The 17,511-nt window shown below is 61.0% G+C and carries 18 protein-coding genes and 1 other annotated feature; of the genes, 4 read left to right on the top strand and 14 right to left on the bottom strand.

Annotation, left to right across the window (positions count from 1 at the left end; all coding sequences use genetic code 11):
• Positions 1-34: 34 nt before the first annotated feature.
• Genes PSTAB_RS22015 through PSTAB_RS00685 form a run of 3 tightly spaced genes read right to left on the bottom strand, consistent with a single transcriptional unit; the run spans position 35 to position 1,796 of the window.
• The gene (locus PSTAB_RS22015; protein ID WP_013981285.1) at positions 35-160 is read right to left on the bottom strand and encodes a hypothetical protein; all 126 of its coding nucleotides are present in this window, start codon (positions 158-160) and stop codon (positions 35-37) included.
• Between the two features lie 14 nt (positions 161-174).
• Positions 175-1,320, bottom strand: coding sequence for a restriction endonuclease subunit S (locus tag PSTAB_RS20910; RefSeq protein ID WP_013981284.1), 1,146 nt, complete (start codon positions 1,318-1,320; stop codon positions 175-177).
• On the bottom strand, positions 1,317-1,796 hold the full coding sequence (locus PSTAB_RS00685; RefSeq protein ID WP_080564958.1) for an N-6 DNA methylase: 480 nt from the start codon (positions 1,794-1,796) through the stop codon (positions 1,317-1,319). Before PSTAB_RS00685 ends, PSTAB_RS20910 begins: the two co-directional genes overlap by 4 nt.
• A gap of 115 nt (positions 1,797-1,911) precedes the next feature.
• Between PSTAB_RS00685 and istA the strand changes: the two genes are divergently transcribed.
• Together istA and istB are read left to right on the top strand one after the other, a co-directional pair.
• A complete protein-coding gene (gene istA, locus PSTAB_RS00680) occupies positions 1,912-3,411 on the top strand; it encodes an IS21-like element ISPst3 family transposase (RefSeq protein ID WP_148263433.1) in 1,500 nt (499 codons plus the stop codon).
• Positions 3,404-4,207, top strand: a complete 804-nt coding sequence (gene istB / locus PSTAB_RS00675; RefSeq protein ID WP_003459721.1) for an IS21-like element ISPst3 family helper ATPase IstB — start codon at positions 3,404-3,406, stop codon at positions 4,205-4,207. Before istA ends, istB begins: the two co-directional genes overlap by 8 nt.
• Before the next feature lie 182 nt (positions 4,208-4,389).
• Here the strand turns inward: istB and PSTAB_RS00670 are convergent, their stop codons facing one another.
• From PSTAB_RS00670 to PSTAB_RS00640, 6 genes are all read right to left on the bottom strand, one after another.
• Entirely contained in the window at positions 4,390-6,318 is a 1,929-nt protein-coding gene (locus tag PSTAB_RS00670) for an ATP-binding protein (protein ID WP_013981281.1), read from the bottom strand.
• A complete protein-coding gene (locus PSTAB_RS00665; RefSeq protein WP_013981280.1) occupies positions 6,315-7,064 on the bottom strand; it encodes a DUF4194 domain-containing protein in 750 nt (249 codons plus the stop codon). The genes PSTAB_RS00670 and PSTAB_RS00665 overlap by 4 nt, the downstream gene beginning before the upstream one ends.
• Positions 7,065-7,066: 2 nt before the next feature.
• The gene (locus PSTAB_RS00660) at positions 7,067-8,566 is read right to left on the bottom strand and encodes a DUF3375 domain-containing protein (protein WP_071536819.1); all 1,500 of its coding nucleotides are present in this window, start codon (positions 8,564-8,566) and stop codon (positions 7,067-7,069) included.
• 288 nt (positions 8,567-8,854) lie between these two features.
• Positions 8,855-10,077, bottom strand: a protein-coding gene (locus tag PSTAB_RS00655; protein WP_095460747.1) for an IS3 family transposase whose coding sequence is annotated in 2 segments (ribosomal slippage) — positions 8,855-9,792 and positions 9,792-10,077 — 1,224 coding nt in all. Because the reading frame shifts where the segments join, the coding sequence is not laid out codon by codon here.
• Positions 9,683-9,799, bottom strand: a sequence feature (AL1L pseudoknot). It overlaps the preceding gene by 117 nt.
• Before the next feature lie 455 nt (positions 10,078-10,532).
• Positions 10,533-11,024 carry an RES family NAD+ phosphorylase gene (locus PSTAB_RS00645; protein WP_041771610.1) on the bottom strand — a complete coding sequence of 164 codons (492 nt, stop codon included), beginning with the start codon at positions 11,022-11,024 and terminating at the stop codon, positions 10,533-10,535.
• Positions 11,021-11,497 carry an antitoxin Xre/MbcA/ParS toxin-binding domain-containing protein gene (locus PSTAB_RS00640; protein WP_033997559.1) on the bottom strand — a complete coding sequence of 159 codons (477 nt, stop codon included), beginning with the start codon at positions 11,495-11,497 and terminating at the stop codon, positions 11,021-11,023. Before PSTAB_RS00640 ends, PSTAB_RS00645 begins: the two co-directional genes overlap by 4 nt.
• 342 nt (positions 11,498-11,839) lie before the next feature.
• Here PSTAB_RS00640 and PSTAB_RS00635 point away from each other — a divergent pair, with 342 nt between their 5' ends.
• A complete protein-coding gene (locus PSTAB_RS00635; protein ID WP_003294186.1) occupies positions 11,840-12,085 on the top strand; it encodes an AbrB/MazE/SpoVT family DNA-binding domain-containing protein in 246 nt (81 codons plus the stop codon).
• A gap of 158 nt (positions 12,086-12,243) precedes the next feature.
• Here PSTAB_RS00635 and PSTAB_RS00630 read toward each other — a convergent pair whose 3' ends face one another.
• The 5 genes from PSTAB_RS00630 to PSTAB_RS00610 form a co-directional block, all read right to left on the bottom strand.
• Positions 12,244-13,203: a DMT family transporter gene (locus PSTAB_RS00630; RefSeq protein ID WP_013981275.1), complete on the bottom strand. Its 960-nt coding sequence runs from the start codon at positions 13,201-13,203 to the stop codon at positions 12,244-12,246.
• Positions 13,204-13,322: 119 nt separating this feature from the next.
• Positions 13,323-14,120 (bottom strand): amino acid ABC transporter ATP-binding protein, encoded by a 798-nt coding sequence (locus tag PSTAB_RS00625; protein WP_013981274.1) that lies wholly within the window; start codon positions 14,118-14,120, stop codon positions 13,323-13,325.
• A 10-nt stretch (positions 14,121-14,130) separates the two neighbouring features.
• Complete coding sequence (locus PSTAB_RS00620; protein ID WP_013981273.1) at positions 14,131-14,790, bottom strand: amino acid ABC transporter permease; 660 nt, start codon at positions 14,788-14,790, stop codon at positions 14,131-14,133.
• A 10-nt stretch (positions 14,791-14,800) separates the two neighbouring features.
• A complete protein-coding gene (locus PSTAB_RS00615; protein WP_013981272.1) occupies positions 14,801-15,451 on the bottom strand; it encodes an amino acid ABC transporter permease in 651 nt (216 codons plus the stop codon).
• 31 nt (positions 15,452-15,482) lie between these two features.
• Positions 15,483-16,334, bottom strand: coding sequence for a transporter substrate-binding domain-containing protein (locus PSTAB_RS00610; protein WP_013981271.1), 852 nt, complete (start codon positions 16,332-16,334; stop codon positions 15,483-15,485).
• A gap of 148 nt (positions 16,335-16,482) precedes the next feature.
• Between PSTAB_RS00610 and PSTAB_RS00605 the strand changes: the two genes are divergently transcribed.
• The gene (locus PSTAB_RS00605; RefSeq protein ID WP_033997557.1) at positions 16,483-17,415 is read left to right on the top strand and encodes a LysR substrate-binding domain-containing protein; all 933 of its coding nucleotides are present in this window, start codon (positions 16,483-16,485) and stop codon (positions 17,413-17,415) included.
• Positions 17,416-17,511 lie beyond the last annotated feature (96 nt).

Genomic DNA, 17,511 nt, shown 5'->3' with positions numbered 1-17,511 from the left:
CAGAGCGATTGCGGGCGCGTTATATATTGTTTTATTAGTAAGCTTTCGACATACCGCAGTCATCACGACGAACGATGCCGGTTATGGCTTCGTCTATGGGAATGACGGTAGTGGTGCGGTAACCGCGGAAATGGGTGAGCTTGACGGACTTGAGGCGCATGGGGATTTCCTTATCTACAGCTGGCCAGCAAAGGCTTTTTGAGACAACGCACCGAAGTTCAACACATCCAGTTGATGTGCAGACTCTTGATTGCTCGTGAGCGATTTGCTTTTCCAATAAATAGCTGAAAACTCTCTTTGCTTTTGCATTTCCGGCACTGGAAGCTCAATAGTATAAAGCTCTTTTGTGCGAATTCCTTTTACCGTACTGCCGGAAGATCGGGCATAAATTAAGTCTTGAACAAAAGGATGCAGCAGCAAGAACTGGAGGTATTCATGAGTCACCTTTCCTTTGGATCGCAGAGCGACCAAACGCTGACCAATTGCAACCTTCTCATACTCCCCTAACAAGGCAACATTTCCGAGCGGCGCCTCAGTAGTAAAGAGAACATCGTTTCTTTTGGGAAAACCTCTCGTCATCCATGCGTCATAGTTTTCTTCGGGAATATACTCTCTCGGCTCATCATCGACATAACCACTCTTGACGTTTTTTGCCGTTATCAAAGGAATTCCAGACTCTGACTTCTCAGGAGTCTTACCTCTATAGTCAATATAATCAACCAACTCCAGCAGCTTGTACTTTTGCGAGTTTGCATACCCAGAAGACGTGACAAGCTCGCCGAACATGTCCAGAAACACGGCGCGGAGGAAGTCGTCGGCGAGCTGGATGGCTTGCTGGCGTTTGCGGCGGATGGCGTCGGCCTTGTCGAGGATGGCGGCGATGCGCTTTTGTTCAGGCAGGGGTGGGAAGGGGATTTCCCACTCAGCTATATGTGTCCGATTAACCTGCTTAAACGTTGATCCAGTTCCCTTTGATGCTAGCTCGTGCTTATGGGTACAGATGAAATGCCAAAGATAGGAAGCGTCAAGCTTATCTTCAATAACTCTCAATCCCGCTACGCCCCGACCAAGGCAGTAAGCTCTATCACTCCAATTCAAATCCCCAATTGTCGCTCGAATACAAAGTATCAAATCACCGGACTGGGAAAGCTTACTTGCCTCAGTAGTAAATTTTTTTGGAATAGGAGTTATCTCTCCAAAATCTCCAGCACCAGCCAGTAGCGGAATGCCCTCACCGGCTTCGTTATATGAGGAGCCCTCTGGCGCCTGCCCCATTATGACGTTACAAACATCTGCCAGTTTAACCGAAGGCCAACTCACAGCATCCCCTCCAACGCATCCAGATCCGCCAGAATCTCCTGCTCCAGCCCTTTCAGCCTTTGCAGAATCACCTTCGGATCCTCGTACTGTTCCTGCTGGTACTCCACTTCCTTGTAGCGATTAATGGAGAGGTCGTACTTGTTGGCGGCGATATCCTCAGCCGGAACGACAAAGGCCTTTTTGCGCTTGTCGCCAAACAGGGTATTGATGGTGCTGGCGCTGATATTGCCCTCCACCATCTGCCGGTATTTGTGCCATTGGGCGATGGCATCGGGCAGGTCGTTGCTGCCCTCGCCTTTCAGCTCGGTGCGTTTGTCGTCCAGGGAGTAGCCATCGGCCTGCAGGTCATAGAACCACACACGCTCGGTGGTGCCGCCCTTGGTGAAAATGAGGATGGCGGTGCTGACCCCGGCGTAGGGTTTGAACACGCCACTGGGCAGGCTGACGATGCCTTCGAGCTGGTTGTTGTCGAGCAGTGTTGCCGCTGACCGAAAACTGACCCAGTAGAGGCTGTTCTGCCGACTGAAAACTGACCCAGGTGTTCAACTGCTTCTGCTCAATTTTTGAGCAGGAGAACACAGGGTGATCAGTATGGAAATGATGGGCAAAATTCGCCGGATGTATTTCCGCGACAAGCTGTCGCTGCATGAGATAGCCAAGCGCACCGGGTTGGCGCGCAACACGATTCGCAAGTGGGTCAGAGCACCTGAGGCCAAGCCGCCGGTCTACCAACGCCGCGCGATCTTCAACAAACTCAGCCCTTTTCACGCCACGCTGGAGCAGGCGCTAAAAGCCGATTCGCTGCGGCCCAAGCAACAGCGGCGCAGTGCCAAGGCGCTGTTGGCGCAAATCAAAGCCGAAGGTTATGACGGCGGCTACAGCCAGCTCACCGCGTTTATCCGTGCCTGGCGAGGGGGACAGGGCAAGGCGTCGCAGGCCTTTGTGCCGCTGACCTTTGCTCTTGGCGAGGCGTTTCAGTTTGACTGGAGCGAGGAAGGCTTGCTGGTCGGCGGCATTTACCGGCGTATGCAGGTGGCACATCTGAAGCTGTGTGCCAGCCGTGCGTTCTGGCTGGTGGCGTATCCGAGCCAGGGCCATGAGATGTTATTTGACGCCCATACACGCTCGTTCGGCGCCTTGGGCGGCGTGCCGCGCCGGGGCATCTACGACAACATGAAGACCGCCGTCGACAAGGTCAATAAGGGCAAAGGCCGGGCGGTGAATGCGCGCTTTGCGGTGATGTGCGCGCATTACCTGTTCGATCCGGACTTCTGCAACGTCGCCGCTGGTTGGGAAAAGGGCATCGTTGAAAAGAACGTGCAAGACAGCCGCAGGCGTATCTGGCTAGACGCCCAGGACTGCCAGTTTCACTCCTTCGAGGAACTCAATGCCTGGCTGGGCCAGCGCTGCCGCGCGCTTTGGAACGAGCTGACGCACCCTCAATACAGCGGTCTGAGTGTGGCCGAAGTGCTGGAGTTGGAGCACGCTGAACTGATGCCTGTGCCAGCGCCATTCGACGGTTACGTCGAGCGGCCTGCGCGGGTCTCCAGCACCTGCCTGGTCAGCGTCGGGCGCAACCGCTACTCGGTGCCGTGTGAGTACGCGGGTAAGTGGGTCAGCAGCCGTTTGTATCCGACGCGAATCGAGGTGGTGGCTGACGACGCGCTGATCGCCAGCCATGTCCGCTTGCTGGATCGCGACCAGGTCAGCTATGACTGGCAGCACTACCTCCCGCTGATCGAACGCAAGCCCGGTGCGCTGCGCAACGGCGCGCCCTTTGCTGATCTGCCGGCGCCGCTGCGTCAGCTTAAGCACGGTCTGGGGCGTCATGCCGGCGGTGACCGGATCATGGCGCAAGTTCTGGCTGCCGTACCAGTCGCCGGGCTCGATGCGGTGCTGGTGGCTGTTGAGCTGGTACTGGAAAGCGGCAGCCTGAGCGCCGAACACATCCTCAATGTCGTGGCGCGCCTGGCCGCGACCGAACCACCACCCAGCGTCGAAACCCACTTGTCGCTCAAGGAAGCCCCCGTCGCTAACACGGCGCGCTACGACCGCCTGCGTGGCCAGGCCGAGGAGGTCGGTCATGCGTGATTTGATGGCGGAACTCAAGGAGCTGCGCCTGCACGGCATGGCCACGGCCTGGGCGGAGTTAACTGCTCAGGGTGAGTCGAACACAGCCTCGTCCAAGTGGCTGCTCGAACACCTGCTGGAACAAGAGCACACAGATCGCGCCATGCGCTCGGTGAGCCACCAGATGAACATGGCCAAGCTGCCGATGCACCGCGATCTGGCCGGCTTCGACTTCAGCGCCTCCAGCGCCGACGCTCGCTTGATCAGCGAGCTGGCCAACCTGAGCTTTACCGACACCGCGCAGAACGTGGTGCTGATCGGTGGCCCAGGCACCGGCAAAACCCACCTAGCCACCGCGCTGGCCGTGTCCGGCATCACCCGGCACGGTAAGCGCGTGCGCTTCTACTCCACGGTCGATCTGGTCAATCTGCTGGAGCGCGAAAAACACGACGGCAAAGCCGGGCGGATCGCCCAGGCACTGCTGCGCATGGATCTGGTCATCCTCGACGAACTGGGTTATCTGCCGTTCAGCCAGGCTGGCGGTGCGTTGCTGTTTCACCTGCTGTCCAAACTGTACGAGCACACCAGCGTGGTGATCACCACCAACCTGAGCTTCGCCGAATGGTCGAGCGTGTTCGGCGACGCCAAGATGACCACCGCCCTGCTGGATCGGCTGACCCACCACTGCCATATCGTCGAAACCGGTAACGAGTCCTATCGCCTGCAACACAGTAGCTTGGCGGCCCAGGCCAAGATCAAATCACGGGAGCGAAAGCGTAAGGGCGGCCAGGAACCGGAGGACGATGAGCCGTTCTGATTTCATGGCGACGACGGCCTGCTACATGGCTGCGTGTGGCAGGTCTTAAACAACTGAACTGGGCTAGCGAAGGAGTGGGGGCAACAGCAGCTGCGCTGGTAGACTTATCCACAGTTGCTGGTAACAAAATCAGCAATCCGCCCTGGGTCAAATTTCAATCGGCAGGGTGGGTCAATTTTCCATCAGCGCCAACAATCCAAGCCCAGCTTGGCAGGCGCGAGCTGTTCATTGACCTCGCGAATCTGCTCAGCCAGAAAGGCCAGACGGTCGCGGTTATCGAAGCCGGTCAGCCAGTCTTCATCCAGGCGCTTCTGATCCTGCTTGTCGAAGAAGCGTTCTTTGCCCGACATCAGCCCCTGGGCCGTCATGGCATGCGGGGTATGACGCAATTGCTCCGTGCTTTCGACGCAATGTCGGTCATTGTCCGCCAGTAGTGCCTTCAAGGCTTCTCGGTACGGATGCTCCTTGAAGGTCAGCTTGCGGGTAAAACCATCGTCGAAGAAAACGGGGCGCGACGACGGCTCCTTTACCTCGAACAAGCGCACATGCAAGCGGTTGTGCCGTTGGTTCACCCAACGCAGTGCGGCCTGGGATGAGCCCTGCGGCACCAGAATCCGTAGCCGGTGGCTGCCGATTGCCCGCTCGATTGCACCCCGCCAGGCCAGCTCCTCGGGCTTGACCTGCACCAGCTCGGCAACGAAAGGCAGGGACGACTCATCGACGCCAAGCGCCTGCGCCAGATCACCTCGAAAAGCATGAAAATGCCCGGGCAGGTTCGAGCCTGGCCGTCGCTCAACCTCAGCACGCTCCTGCTGTAAGGTCTGCAGGCGGCCATTGAGTTCCTGCTGGACGAGACCTGCATTGAACGCCTTTTTCCGTGCCTCAGTAGTTTGCTGGGTCAGTATTTCCAGGCGTGCCGCGATCTGCTGCTGATTCTCCTCGAGAGCAACGGCCGATAACTCATCCGCTAGTCCAAGCCCCTTGGCCAGGCGTTGGTATTGCTCGGCTTTCAGGCTGCGCTTATCGCACTCCCTGACCCAGTCAGCGATGCGCTCGCGTAATTGATCTATCCCTGCGCCCCCAACTCGCAGGTAGCGCTGACGATGTTGATCGACCACGCCCTTCTGGATCTCAAGCTGGCTCCTGCATTGCTCCTGATCCAGTTCGGCCTGTTCGTATTCCTTCTGGAGCCTGCTGGTTTCAGCCAACCACAGGCGATACCCCTGTTCGGCGAACCAGACCGGGAGGATGCCTTCGAGAGTTTGTTTATCCTGCAGCTGTTCTTGCAAGGCCCTATAACGCTCCCAGCCATCGGCGACCGGTTGCAATGAGCGCTGCTGCTTTCTGGCGGTTTCCAGCTCTCGGTGAATGTCTGTCAGATCATCGAAACTGCTGGCGACCTCGGAAGCCCGCGCGAAGGCGGAGCGGTCATCCAGCACCATCTCTCGAAAGATCTCGTCAATGCTATTGAGCTGCTTCAGGCCGGCAGCGCGGTTGAGCAAGGTGAATGCGTTTTCACCGACCTCGAAGTAATCCCTCAGCCTGGCCAGGAAGGCTTTCTTGCTGGGATAAGGCCAGATACCCGTCCCATCCTTCTCCATCTGACGCAGCGCCCGCATGCCGCCTGCGTGATGCTGGCTGAGCCAATGCTGCAGAGTCTGCTCGGGGGAGTCGCTTAACAGCCAAAGTTTTTTCAGATCCGATGCCGAGGAGCTTGTGCCCTCGAACCAGAGCACGGCGCCCAGTCGAACCTGCGTACCGTCACGCTCGAGCGTGGCGGCAATGGCGGTGACCGTCTTACCCTGGCGAGCGATATGAGATTGCTCCACACCTCCGTCCCCGGGGCCGGTAACTCCCCGCACATAGGACACCAGATCACGGTCGCTTTCATGCCCACCGGTGGAGGCCAGGTTGTAGCGCGGATTGGCGCACAGCAAGGTCATCAGAGCGTCCACCAGCGTCGTTTTACCGCTCCCCGTCGGGCCGATCACGGCGGTGCCAGAAGGATCGATCTCGGCACGGTGATAGCCGTGAAAGCCGCCCCAGTTATAGAGTTCGATGCTGGTGAGAATGAAGGTCTCGCTGTTACGCCAGAGTAGTGCTTGCTTCACGCCTCGTCCTCCTCATCACCGGCGGCCGGAGTAGCCGCACCCTCCACCTGCTCTCGCAGCCATGCCACCAGTGCATGCAGGTTCTCCGGGTTGGCCAGGTGGGTAATGATGGGGCGGATGATGACGCGATCATGGGCGTCCAGAGCCGACACCAGGCCATGCCCCTTGAGCTGATCCAGCAGCGTGATGATGCGGTTGCGCTCCTTCGCCTCACTGCCCAGTTCGCCCAGGTAAACCTGCAATTGGGGAATCAGCTCATCAACCGCCACCAGCGCCTGACTGGCGCCCGTACCGCTTTCCTGTTCGTACGCGATGAAGTGCTGTCGCAGAATGGCGATCAGCAGAGACTGCTCCAGATTCAGCCTTTGCCGACGCACGAGGGGGTGCGACCAGTCATCCTGCTCGGCCACCTCGCCCTGGCGAACGGTGACGAATACCAGCCCGCGAACCTCGTCGACCCCCATGGCAAGGTCGAGCGGCTCCAGGATTCTGTCGACCGCCTCGATATTGGAAAGCGCTGAGCGATACAGATTGGGCTTGTGACTCTCTTCCAGCAGCCCGTACTTGAGCATCTCCTGTACGGCCTCGCGTACCCGTTGCGGTGTCCGGCGCTCATCGACCTGTACAGCGGCGCTCATGACAGGCTGGTCATCCTCCATGCCGTCATCCAACGCCATGGGCTCCACCGCCAGCTCCGTTTCGTCGGCGCCAGAAGCGCCTGCAATTCGATCGAAGATCCCTGCCATGCTCACAACTCCCAATCGATGTCCTTGAGTGCCTCGTGGTCGAGTCCGACATAAGGCAGATTGAAGCGCCAGCGTTGCTCATCCTCGTCAACTAGCTCCATGAGCTGACGCTCCTCTGTCAGCACCTCGATACCTGCCTCGCGCGCCATCGCCAGCCAGAGCGCAAAGGTTTCCAGGTCGTGAGCAGGTGGAAGCAAAGACGCAAGCTCCCCGAGAGTCACAGGGCGACCCTGCTCCACCAGCACAGCCAGGGTGTCATGAATCAGCGCTTCACGATCCAGCCCGTCGAAGGCATCCCAGAAGTCGTCATCAATCTGCTCCAGCCCCGCAGGCTTCAAACTCAGATCCAGCTCGCCCGCATCATCGTCATCCAGGGTCTTGAAACGAAGACGCTCGATTGCCGGGACGCCGGTAATGGCTACGCCAACCGGTGGTAAACAGACAGGCTTACGGCGTTCTGACTGGCGCTGCCAGTCGACGCTGAGCGCTAGATTGAAGAAGTCGTTGAGTAACTGGCCGACGCGATGATGCTCGGCGGCCAGCCCCGTCTTCATGAAGCCGCGAACATCGCGCTCGCTTCGAGCACGCGCCTGGAGCACAGCCTGCGACTCCCGAACCAGGCGTAACGCCAGCCAACGCAGCTCACGTTGCTGGGGACGATTCAGTGCCTCTGGAACCGCTGGATGACGAAGGATGGTGCGCAAGCGCTCACGCATGGCTTCCAGCTCAGCGGACTGCCTCAGTTGCTGCTGGAAGCTTTCGAAGACACGCCCTTCCGGTGTGTTGAGTAGAGCATCTTGCCCATCCAACAACCGATCGACGATCTCTCCACGGTGAGACTGCTCGCTGATGATGGACTGTCGAAGGGCGCGATCAGCCTCGCGCCAAGAGTCTTCAACCCGTCGAAAGTCTGCGCGCAGGCTGGTGGCCAGGTTATATATCTCGCGTATGCCTTCTATCGCCTGCGCTTCATCCAGCACGACGACGTGGCCAGCTTCTACCTGCGCTAGCTCGTGCTGCAAATCCTGGATTCGGCGGCGCAGGCTGGCAATACGGCCAGTAGGGCTAGGGTTCAGACCCGTTTCAAGGTTCTCGATCTCGCGCTGAACCACCGAAAGGCGAGATGCCGTGGAAGTCATGATCCGACTATCCAGCGAATCGACGAACTGGATGGCGGACTCCAACGCGTCGGTGGCGTAGATACGGCCCTCTCGTTCTACGACCAGGCGCCGCTTGATCCATTCACGAAGTTCACGACCTGCTTGGAGATGCGTTGCATCCGGGTCGATCTCGTAAAGCTCCTGGCTGGCATAAGCAGCCAGCATTTCGGACAGCGCTTGCAGCGCATCCTCCATGGGGATCCCATCGTGCGCCCGCTCGAAAAGTGTCCGCAGGCAACCCAATACGAGCGGAGCACGACGCGAGGCGAGCAAAAGCCACGCGGGGTGCTGGCTGCGGGCGGATACATAGCGTTCTGAACGCTGTTGCGCGCTTTCTTCCATGACGGCCACATCGACAAAGGTTGTCTGAGAGCGAGCTTACCAAGCTAACCCGCTGCCTCATGATACGTATTTGTCCTGGCGGGTGGGCTCCGTTTAATGGTCCGCAGGGGCGGTGTCATTTGAATAGAGTGAGTGAAAGGCCAGGACAGTCGAGGTTTCACGATTTATTCCGGGGGCGCATGCTGGATATTGGCGATTTGGTGGAGGGTTCTGTCGTCACGAGGGTGTATTTGGCTAGTTCGGCGAAGGTGAACCGCCCCGGGAATTCCGGAGGCTCTTTGGTGTGAGTCATGCCGCTTGGGCCGACTCGGTAAGTTGCTGATAGTAGATCGCTTCGGCCTCTGCCGGCGGCATGTTCCCGATGGGCTCCAGTAGCCGTCGGTGGTTGAACCAGTCCACCCACTCCAGCGTCGCCAGCTCCACTGCCTCCCGATTCTGCCAGGAACGACGATGGATCACCTCGGCCTTGTACAGGCCATTGATGGTCTCGGCCAAGGCATTGTCATAGGAGTCGCCCACGCTGCCCACCGAGGGCTCGACCCCAGCTTCAGCTAGGCGCTCGGTATAGCGGATCGAGACGTACTGCACGCCACGGTCGCTGTGATGGATCAGGCTGCCCTGGCCGACCGGTCGGCGGGCATACAACGCCTGTTCCAACGCATCGAGAACAAAGTCTGTGCGGGCTGAGCTGGACACGCGCCAGCCGACGATACGCCGGGCGAATACGTCGATGACAAAGGCCACGTAGACGAAGCCCTGCCACGTGCTGACGTAGGTGAAGTCCGACACCCAGAGCGCGTTTGGCCGCTCGGCGCGGAACTGGCGATTGACCTTGTCCAGCGAGCACGGGGTGGCCTTGTCGCTGATCGTAGTCTTGACCGGTTTGCCGCGTACGACACCTTGTAGACCCAGTCGCCGCATCAGTCGCTCCACCGTGCAGCGGGCCACCACTACGCCTTCGCGCTTGAGTTGCCGCCAGACCTTGCGCACGCCGTAGACCTGGAAGTTCTCCTCCCAGACCCGCTGGATATGCCCGCTCAGTACCTCGTCACGCCGTGTTCGCGGAGAACGCCGCTCGGGAGCGGCCTGGCAATGTGCATGGGCGTAGTAGGTCGATGGAGCGATCGGCAGTACCCGGCAGATCGGCTCGACTCCATAAACCGCACGATGCTCGTCGACGAACGCCTTCATGGCTTGAAGCGGCGGTCGAGCTCCGCCTGGGCAAAATACGCGGACGCCTTGCGCAGGATCTCGTTGGCCTGGCGCAACTCACGCACCTCACGTTCCAGCGCCTTGATCCGCTCGCGTTCGCTGCTGGTCTGGCCTTCACGTTTGCCAGTATCGCGCTCGGCCTGGCGTACCCAACGGCGCAGTGTTTCGGCGGTACAACCGATCTTGGCAGAAATCGAGCAAATCGCTGCCCATTCCGACTCGTGGTTGCCTTGATGTTCCAATACCAGTCGAACCGCTCGCTCGCGGACTTCCGGGGAGTACTTCGTCGTCGTCTTCATGGCTCCATCCTCTCAAGAGTTGGAGCCTCCGGGAAAGCCGGGGCGGTTCAAAGGTGTCCCAGTGAGCACTTGTGGCGGCTCAGTGGTTTTTGCAGGACTGCCACCGACATTCTGCGGTAATCGAGTGCAGCCACGGTGGCTACAGAGCGAAGTCTCGATGACCTATCAGTGAGCTGCTGGTGGATTAGCTGAGTGCGGCATGGGGATAGTGAATTTCCCCGGTGGTATTCCGTCGTTTCCTACTCAAAAAGAGCGGCGTCAGTTTAAAGGCCCAAGTGAGCTTTCACTGGCTTGGTTGCTGTGCCGTAGGCTGGGGCGTTGTAAATCAGGGGGGACAGGTAGGGCCTGTTGTTCTGGCCGGTACACGTCCTGGTGCTACGGCTACGTGAAGAGCTGTCACGCAATCTAAAGGCATTCACCTGAAAGACACTGCTGGCTCAGCCAGCGCAAGCCACTCAGACCTTAACGAGACGCGTATCCAGGCCGAAGCGCTCTTGGCTGATCATTCGATACCTGCCCTCGGCCAGCTCGCGACTGACAAGCAAGTTCCAAGAGTGGCGAGTGACGGCGGATGGGATGAGTACGAACGGATGCTCGGCCAGCAGGGCGTCTGCAAACTTCTGCTGGTTAGGTGAAGCGGATGCACTCGTCAGCCAGACAGGATTGGGAACATCTTCAGGCTGTACGACCTTGATAAGGCTTTGATCGAGCACTTCGAAGCATGTGAGCACATGCGCAACCGTATCCAACGCATCGAAGCCGACATGCACCGCCACCTCCAGGATGGCGGTTGAGGGATCTGCCGATGCGTATACAACGTTTCGCCCCGGAGCGCTCCAGCGGCCACCCAGCTTGTGGGCACCAATGCCACTGTCCCAGGTGTCCTTGTAGACCTCACGGTCGATGCGCCATGCGTGCCATGAGCCAGACCAGGGAAGAGGGTTCACTGATAGATCCCGTACTCGATGCGCTCCAGATAGTCCTCGATTGCCTGAAAACCCACTGGGTTGTCGATAACGTCCAGCGGCACGTCCCCGTCCAGATACTTGCAAGGGCGGCCTAGCCATTCTTCGGCCAGCTTTTGAGTGCCGAATACATTGATCGCGTGCTCCAGCACCTTCGCGTACTGAAATGCCACGGCGCTCTGTTGGGAGTTGAGGTGTGCTGGTTGCTTGCTGCCCTGGCGCTGAATCGTCCTGATGGACTTGCCCACAATGCGACTCATGATCTTCTTCGTCGAATACAGATCAGAAATCGCAAGCATGTCTTGCACGTCTTTCAGGTCGAAGCCTTTGACCGTGAGCCTGTAGACCATGACCGGACTGAGCTGGTCAGAGTCACTTTGGAAAAGGTATTCCGTTGGCCTACGGGCGGCGGGTGCTGCCTTGCGGGTTCGAGTGCGAGTGTCGGCGGAAACCATAGAGCATTCCTCCAGATGCGACATGTGGCATTATTGTAGCGTCATTTGGCGCATCATGCAGCGGGTAAGTGCCTGGCATCTGGTATCGCTCTGTTCGTGGTCTGAATCGATTGAGCGCATTCCTGACGCCCCATTCCGGGTGCTCGTTCCCGACTTGCGCAGTTGAGCTGCTCGGGTGAGTTTTCGTCCACCGGCAGCAATGGCTGGGTAGACGCGTTCGTTACCTCTCCCTGAGCCTGCCCGCTCTTTGCTATGCTGCCGGCCTGCGCCGCGGGACTTAGTTGGCAGCGTGCCACTGCCTCCCCCTGCGGACATCTCATCCAACCGTCTTCTGGAGCCGCGATGAAACATCACGTTGTGATCGAAGACTGGGACGGCGATGGCGCCATTCGCCTGCCTGACGACGTTCTACAGGAAATGGGCGTCGACGTTGGGGACACGCTCTACCTCCTTGAGGAATACGTGGGTACGACCCGCTGTCTGGTGCTCAGTAAGTCACCGCGCATTCCTGATCGCGTTGATGAACTGGTTGGCCACTGGGAGTCGTTTGGCGAAATCTCTGCCGAGATAAACGCCAAGGACGAGTGAGCTAACTGCTGCACTAACCCCGCCAAGGACGAGTGAGCTGGCTGCCGTACTATGATTAGTTCAAGCACCTGTTCATCTCCACTATTAACCGAGCGTTCTCTGCTGAAATTTGTCACATATCTACCTGTGGTAAACCGCTTTATTGATCAGTTGTCGTCCTACCCTAAAGTGACGTTCACCGGTGCCGTAACGGCCGGCTTACCATGCCGCGCCACGGCGGCGCAAACACCGCCCAGCAGCAGGAGTATGGCGAAGCCTTCCAGCAGAGTAGGCAGGCGTTGTAGGTAAACAAAGCCGTAGACCAGGGCGAATAAGGTCTCGAAGACGACCATCTGCCCTGACAGGGTCAGCGGTAGGCGGCGGGTGCTGGCGTTCCAGAAGGTGTAGCCCAGCCATGAGGCCACCACGGCGAGGACCAGGTTGACCAGCCAGAAACTCTGCCAGCGCTCGGCAGGCAGCTCGATCTGCACCGCGGTAAGGCCGAGCAGCTCGGCTGCCAGCCAGATGCAGCCGGCCAGCAGGCCCGTGATCATGCCCGTCAGCAGCGACCACTCATTGCTGTTGAAGTGGGTCTGGCGCTTCAGACAGCGCGCATTGTCGGTGGCGAACCAGCTCCAGCAGGCCAGTGCCAGCACCGCGTAGACCATGCCCTGCACCCGCTCGTCCAGCGGCTGGCTCTGCCCGCTGCCACCCAGCAGCGCCTCCAGGTTGATGCAGACGATGCCGACCAGCACCGCCAGCAGCGGCCAGAGCAGCCGGCGCAGGGCAGGGGCATCGGCCTCGTTGCGCCCGAGTAGGGTGATGGTCAGCGGGAGCACACCGATCACCAGCGAGGTCGCCGCGATGCCGACCCGCTGCACAGCGGCGGCCAGCAGGACGAAGTAGACAATATTGCCGGTCAGCGACAGGCGGGTGAGCGCCAGCAAGTCCGCCAGGCTGAGCTTGCGCAGCAGACCGCGCGCCAGCGGCAGGCCGATCAGCAGGGCGATGACGCCGTACATGAGGAAGCGCCCGCAGCTGAGCAGCAGCGGCGAGAAGTCGGCGAGCAGCGCCGGGGAGAGGAACACCAGCCCCCAGGCGGCGCCGGCCAGGCTGCCGTAGAAAACACCTTGTTTCATGGTCTATCCAGAGGGCGCGGAGCCCGTGTGTCGGATGGCGATGGTCGCACGGAACCCGCCCGCGCTGCTGGCGCAGGGGGCAAGGTCGGGGTTGTGGCGCTTGGGTCAGGCAGCCTGGGTCAGGCCATGGCCAGGCTGTTCTGTCGTTCGTTCCAGGAGGTTAGGAACTGCTGCAGGCGCGCGCTCTGCGGCGTATTGAACAGGTCCTGGGGAGCGCCCTGTTCCTCGATGCGGCCCTCGGCGAGGAAGACCACCTTGTCCGAGACCCTGGCGGCGAAGCCCATCTCGTGGGTGACGATCGCCAGGGTCATGCCGGCATCGGCGAGGTCGCGGATGACGTTGAGTACCTCGCCAACCAGTTCCGGGTCGAGCGCCGAGGTGGGTTCGTCGAACAGCATGATGCTCGGCTGCATGGTCAGCGCACGGGCGATGGCCACCCGCTGCTGCTGGCCGCCGGACAGCTGGCCGGGGTAGCTGGCGGCTTTGTGGCCCATGCCGACGCGCTCCAGCTGTGCTTGGGCGCGCTCATAGGCTTCGGCCTTGCGCACGCCCTTGACCAGGCGCAGCGGCGCGGCGACGTTGTCCAGCACCCTCATGTGCGGCCACAGGTTGAACTGCTGGAACACCATGCAGACGTCGGTGAGCGACTCGCGGATCGTCTGTTCGGGCAGGCGGTAGGGTTCGCCGGTGACCGAGCTGCCGTAGCCGATCATCCGACCGTTCACCAGTACTTCTCCGCCGGTGTACTCCTCGAGGAAGTTGATGCAGCGCAGCAGGGTGGACTTGCCCGAGCCGGAACCTCCGATGATGCTGACCACCTCGCCGGGGCGGATATCAAGGTCGATGCCCTTGAGGACATGGTGCGCGCCGTAGTGCTTGTGCAAGTCGCGGATCTCGATGGCGTAGGGTTGGGACATGGCGGGCTCCTCAGCGGCACTGATACTGGGTGAAGTGGCGTTCCAGGCGCGCCCCGATGGCGGCCACGACAATGGCGATGGCCCAGTAGGCCAGGGCCAGCACTGCATAGGGTTCGAGCATGGAATAGCTCTGGGTGGCGATGGTCATCGCCACGTTGGTCAGTTCGGCCACGGTGATGATCGACAGCACTGAGGACTCCTTGACCAGGATCACCGTCTGGCCCACCAGCGGCGCCAGGCAGCGCGCCAGCATCTGCGGCCAGAGCACCACGCGGAACATCTGCCCCGGGCTCAGGCCGAGGTCGCGCGCGGACTCGATCTGGCCGCGCGGGATGGCCTCGCGCCCGGCGCGGATGATCTCAGCGAAGTAGGCGGCGCCGTACAGCGCCAGGCCGACCAGGCCGACCCGTTCGGCACTCCACTCCAGGCCGATGTACGGCCCGCCGTAAAAGACCAGGAACAGCTGCACCAGCAGCGGCGTGCCGCGAAATAGAGCGACGTAGGCGTGGTACAGCGGCACCAGCCAGATTCCGCCGAGCTGGCGCAGACCGTGCAGCGCCAGGCCCAGCAGCAGGCCGAGGGAAATGCCGCCGGCACTCATCTTCACGGTCATCCAGACACCGGCGAGGATTGCCTCGCGGTGTTCGGCAAGCAGGTTGAAGTCGATCATGGCCAGTCTCTCAGGCGGTGCGCAGTCGGGATTCGAGCCAGCTGCCCAGGCGTCCGGTGCACAGGGTCACCAGCAGGTAGAGCAGCCCGGCCACGGCGAAGAACTCGATCGGGCGGTAGGTGGTGGAGGCGAGGGTCTGCGCGGTGCGCATCAGTTCGTGCACGGCCACCGCGGAGACCAGCGCGGAGTTCTTGATGATGTCGATGGTCTCGTTGGTCAGCGCCGGCAGCATGCTGCGCAGTACCTGAGGGATCTGCACATGCAGCAAGGTCTGCAGCGGCGATAGGCCGAGGTCGCGCGCCGCTTCGAGTTGCCCCTTGGGCAGCATCTGGAATCCCGAGCGCAGGATCTCGCCTTGGAAGGCGGCGCTGTTGAGGGTCAGCGCCAGCACCGCGGCGGCCAACGGCGGCAGGCTGATACCTACCGCCGGCAGGGCGTAGAACACCAGGATCAGCTGCACCAGCAGCGGCGTGCCGCGGAAAAAGCTGACATAGATCGCACAGACGCGACGCAGCCAGGCTCGGTGGCCGGTCAGGCCCAGGCAGATCGCCCAGCCGAGCACCAGCCCCAGGGCGATGGCACTGAGCGAGACCAGCAGGGTGCTGGCCAGACCGACCAGCAGCTGCGGCAGGTGGGGAATGACGGCAGTGAAGTCGAACATGGCGTGGTCCCGTGCTGGCGATGGATGGCGATCAGTTGGCCGGGGTGGGCACCTGGTCGGCTGGCACCGGCATCTCGAAGCCGAACCACTTGCGCTGCAGCTCGGCCAGCTTGCCGCTCTGGTTCAGGCGGGCGATGCCGTCACTGAAGAACTGCACCAGCGAAGCGCTGTCGGCATCCTTGCGCCCGGCCCAGGCGTAGTAGGTGGCCGGACCGAAGGGCGGCTGGACGATCTCGAACACGTCGGCACGCTCCTTGACCAGCGGCGCCAGGTTGGGTAGCGACTGCACCACGGCATCGACGCGGCGCGAGGCGAGGGCGGCGTAGGCCTCGTTGTAGTCCATGAACGCCTTGATCTCCTTCACCCCGGCGCCGTGCTGCGGCTTGAGCACCTCGTTCTCGTAGGCCTTGAGCACCTCGATCTGCGGCGCGCCGGACTGGCTGCCGACCACCTTGCCGACCAGATCGCCGGCGCTGGCGATGCGCTCATCACCCTTGCGCTTGAGCACCGCCACGCTGGCGGTGGCGAACGGCACGGTGAAGGCGAAGCTCTCCGTGCGTGCCTGGGTAATGGTCAGCGAGGTGGCGACGAAGTCGAAGCGCTGGCTGGACAGCCCTGGCAGGATGCCTTGGAACGGCACGTCGAGCTGTTTGAGCGTGACCCCCGGCAGCTCCTTCATGATCTCGTCGAGGATGTCCTTGCCGTAGCCGACGATCTTGCCGTTCTCCAGCATTTCAAAAGGCGCATAGCGCGCCTCGGTGGCGATCACGATCTCACCACGCTGCCTGATGTCGGCGAGCAGGTCGGCATGGGCAGTGGCGGCGTGCAGTGGCAGTAGGGCACCGAGCAGCAGGGGAGCAAACAGGGAGCGAAACGCTTTCATGGGACGGTCCTTAAGGGAGTTGGCGATGGCTCAAGCATGTTCAGTGCCGATTTCCCCCACAAACGGCTTTTTCTAACGGCGAGCCATTAGGCCGGCTAATGCCGGCACGAATCCTGCTGGGATGGGCGTATCCAACAGAGTGATTGCCATGCCCCCATCCCGTGCCTTGCCGTCTCTCGAAGGTCTGCGCTACTTCGAGGCCGCTGCCCGCCACCTGAGCTTTACCCGCGCCTCCCAGGACCTGTTCCTCACCCAAAGTGCGGTGAGTCAGAAGATCCAGGCCCTCGAACAGCACCTCGGCTACCCGCTGTTCCATCGCCTGCCGCGCGGCCTGCGCCTGACCAGCCATGGCGAGCGCCTCTACGCCGGGGTGGCGGAGGCCTTGAGTCTGATTGGCGCGACCCTGCACCAGATTGGGGACGAGGCGCTGGCAGGCACCCTGAAAGTGCGCGTAATGCCCTCATTCGCCACCAAGTGGCTGTTGCCGCGCCTGGCCGCGTTCAATCGGGCTTTCCCGGACATCCAGCTGCAGGTGGATGCCAACCTGGCCCCGCCCAACTTCAAGGGCGACGAGGTCGACCTGGCGGTAACCTCGATCTGGACCGACGATGCCCGTCTGGCCCAGCGCCACCTGTTCGAGGACCTGATCTACCCGGTGGCCAGCCCGGCGCTGCTGGCGCGCTGCCCGCTGCACGACTACGCCGATCTGGCCGGCACCACCCTGTTGCACGACTCGATGCCGCATGCGGCCTACAGCACCAACTGGGATGCCTTCCTGTCGCGCCAGGGTCGCTACGACGTCGATACCCGTGGCGGCTGCGGCTATTCACGTGCCGATCTGGTGCTGCAGGCAGCCTGCAGCGGGCAGGGCGTGGCGCTGGTGCGCCATTCGCTGTGCGCCGACGACCTGCGTCAGGGCATCCTCTGCCGCCCTTTCGCCGATGTGCTGCACGATGGCCAGGTCTGGCTGGTCTGCCCACAGGACTACGTGGAGCGCCCCCGGGTGCAGGCCTTTGCCGAGTGGCTTCAGGCCGAGGTTGGCCAGCACCTGCAGGATCGCCAGGCGCTGCTGGGCGCCTGAGCGCCATTAGGCCGGCTAATGGCTGAGGATTAAGAATCGCCGTTTGTTCGCCTGGACTGCCCGGGAGGATGCTGTGGCCCACATCCTCTCAACACC

This window comes from Stutzerimonas stutzeri (genome assembly GCF_000219605.1).
In the GTDB taxonomy this organism is placed as follows: domain Bacteria; phylum Pseudomonadota; class Gammaproteobacteria; order Pseudomonadales; family Pseudomonadaceae; genus Stutzerimonas; species Stutzerimonas stutzeri.
The sequence above is the reverse complement of the archived record's forward strand: the minus strand, read 5'-3'. Positions and strand labels throughout refer to the sequence as shown.